The organism is Paracoccus sp. PARArs4 (genome assembly GCF_947311865.1).
GTDB lineage: Bacteria > Pseudomonadota > Alphaproteobacteria > Rhodobacterales > Rhodobacteraceae > Paracoccus > Paracoccus zeaxanthinifaciens.
This window is the reverse complement of record NZ_CAMZMW010000039.1, coordinates 1-2,492: the sequence shown is the minus strand read 5'-3', so window position 1 is coordinate 2,492 and position 2,492 is coordinate 1. Positions and strand designations below refer to the sequence as shown.

The following is a 2,492-nucleotide window of genomic DNA, read 5'->3' as shown; positions in this document are numbered from 1 at the left end:
TGAGAACGGCGGTGAGAAAGTCGACCACGGTAGCGTCGGGATGAGCCCGCTGCGGGCGGCGTAAAAGTCGTCCACCTTTACCCTTTCTGGCGACAGGGAGGGCGGGAGGATTTTCACCGTGGATTTGTATCGGAAGGTTCGCCTGGCTTGTTCAGAAGGCATGAGCCAGCGCGAGGCTGCGCGTCAGTTTGGGGTTTCCCGCGACAGCGTTCGGAAGATGTTGGCGTTCTCGGTTCCGCCTGGATACCGGCGGACGGCGCCGGTGAAGCGACCGAAGCTGGATGGGTTCACCGAGATCATCGATGGCTGGCTGGAAGGGGATCGCGAGGTCCATCGAAAGCAACGGCACACGGCGAAGCGGGTATTCGAGCGGCTTCGCGATGAGCATGGCTTCACCGGCGGCTATACGATCATCAAGGACTACATGCGGGAGCGCGAGCGGCGCGGCCGAGAGATGTTCGTGCCGCTGGCCCATCCGCCAGGACATGCCCAGGCCGACTTCGGCGAGGCTGTGGTCGTCATCGGCGGCGTCGAGCAGAAGGCGCACTTCTTCGTTATGGACTTGCCGCACAGTGATGCCTGCTTCGTGCGCGCCTATCCCGCGGCGACAGCGGAAGCCTGGGTAGACGGCCACGTCCACGCCTTCGCCTTCTTCGGCAGGGTGCCGGTATCGGTCCTCTACGACAACGATCGCTGTCTTGTTGCGAAGATCCTGGCGGACGGCACACGTCAGCGGGCCACGCTCTTCAGCGGGTTCCTGTCCCACTACCTGTTCCGAGACCGCTATGGCCGCCCCGGCAAGGGGAACGACAAGGGCAACGCGGAAGGATTGGTCGGCTATTCCCGCCGCAACTTCATGGTCCCGGTCCCGCGGTTTGTGAGTTGGGCTTCGTTCAACGCCTATCTGGAGGAGCAGTGTCGCAAACGTCAGGGGGATGTTCTGCGCGGCCAGTCCGAGACCATCGGGGAACGCCTCGTGCGAGATCTGGTCGTGATGTCTGATCTGCCACCCGCGCCGTTCGATGCCTGCGACCAAGCCACCGGGCGCGTCAGTTCCCAAGCGCTGGTGCGCTACAAGACCAACGATTACTCGGTGCCGGTCGCCTACGGCCACCGCGATGTCTGGATCAGGGGCTATGTCGACGAGGTTGTGATCGGCTGCGGTGGCGAGTTCATCGCACGCCATCCCCGCTGCTATGATCGCGAGGACATGGTGTTCGATCCGGTGCATTACCTCCCGCTCATCGAGAGGAAGATCAATGCTTTGGATCAGGCCGCGCCTCTTGCCGAATGGAACCTGCCGCCGGAGTTCGCAACCCTGCGCCGCCTGATGGAGGCGCGGATGATCAAGGCGGGACGCCGGGAATATGTGCAGGTTTTGCGCCTGCTGGAAACCTTCGACATCGATGATCTCCACGCGGCCGTGAAGAAGGCCCTGCAATTGGGCGCGGTCGGCTTCGATGCCGTGAAGCACCTCGCTCTCTGCCATGTTGAGAAACGGCCGCCGAAGCTGGACCTCGATGTCTATCCCTACCTGCCGCGCGCGAATGTCGGGACCACCTCGGCGGCCAGCTACATGTCTCTGCTGTCGGGAGACGCGGCATGACCGGTGCTCCGCAGGTCCTGCTTGCTCATCACCTCAAGACGCTGAAGCTCCCGACCTTCTTGCGGGAGCACGAGAAGCTGGCGCGCCAATGTGCAGCCGAGGGCCTGGACCACGTCCAGTTCCTCGCCCGACTTGTCGAACTGGAACTGATCGACCGCGAGGGACGGATGATCGAACGTCGGATCAAGGCTGCAAAGTTCCCCGCCAAGAAGAGCCTGGACAGCTTCGACTTCAAGGCGATCCCGAAGCTCAACAAGATGCAGGTGCTGGAACTTGCCCGTTGTGAATGGATCGAGCGGCGCGAAAACGTCATTGCGCTCGGACCGAGTGGCACGGGCAAAACCCATGTTGCTCTGGGACTGGGATTGGCCGCTTGTCAGAAAGGAATGTCGGTCAGCTTCACTACGGCCGCGGCACTGGTCAATGAGTTGATGGAAGCCCGCGACGAGCGCCGCCTCCTGCGGCTCCAGAAGCAGCTGGCCTCCGTCAAGCTGCTCATCATCGATGAGCTGGGCTTCGTGCCTCTGTCAAAGACCGGCGCCGAGCTACTCTTCGAGATGATCTCGCAACGCTACGAGCGCGGCGCCACGCTCATCACCAGCAACCTGCCGTTCGACGAATGGACCGAGACCTTCGGAACAGAGCGGCTGACCGGCGCTCTGCTCGACCGCCTGACCCACCACGTCAACATCCTCGAGATGAATGGCGACAGCTACAGGCTCGCGCAAAGTCGGGCCCGAAACGCCGGCCAGACCCCGTAAAAAACCGCGACGCGCACTTGAGCCCGCCGCTCGGGCTACGCCCTCCCGGCGGGCTCAAGTGCGCGCATAAACGTGGCCTGCTTTTACGCCGCCCCGTGGCTGGTTTTTGCTCCGCCATTGACACT

Annotated in this window: 2 protein-coding genes; both read left to right on the top strand. The window is 62.7% G+C overall.

The genetic code is table 11. The features are described 5' to 3' along the window. Window positions 1–118 precede the first annotated feature (118 nt). Window positions 119–1,606: an IS21 family transposase gene (istA, locus tag QMZ16_RS16245; RefSeq protein WP_282604026.1), complete on the top strand. Its 1,488-nt coding sequence runs from the start codon at window positions 119–121 to the stop codon at window positions 1,604–1,606. Then, on the top strand, window positions 1,603–2,367 hold the full coding sequence (gene istB / locus QMZ16_RS16240) for an IS21-like element helper ATPase IstB (protein WP_282604025.1): 765 nt from the start codon (window positions 1,603–1,605) through the stop codon (window positions 2,365–2,367). The genes istA and istB overlap by 4 nt, the downstream gene beginning before the upstream one ends. Window positions 2,368–2,492: the final 125 nt, after the last annotated feature.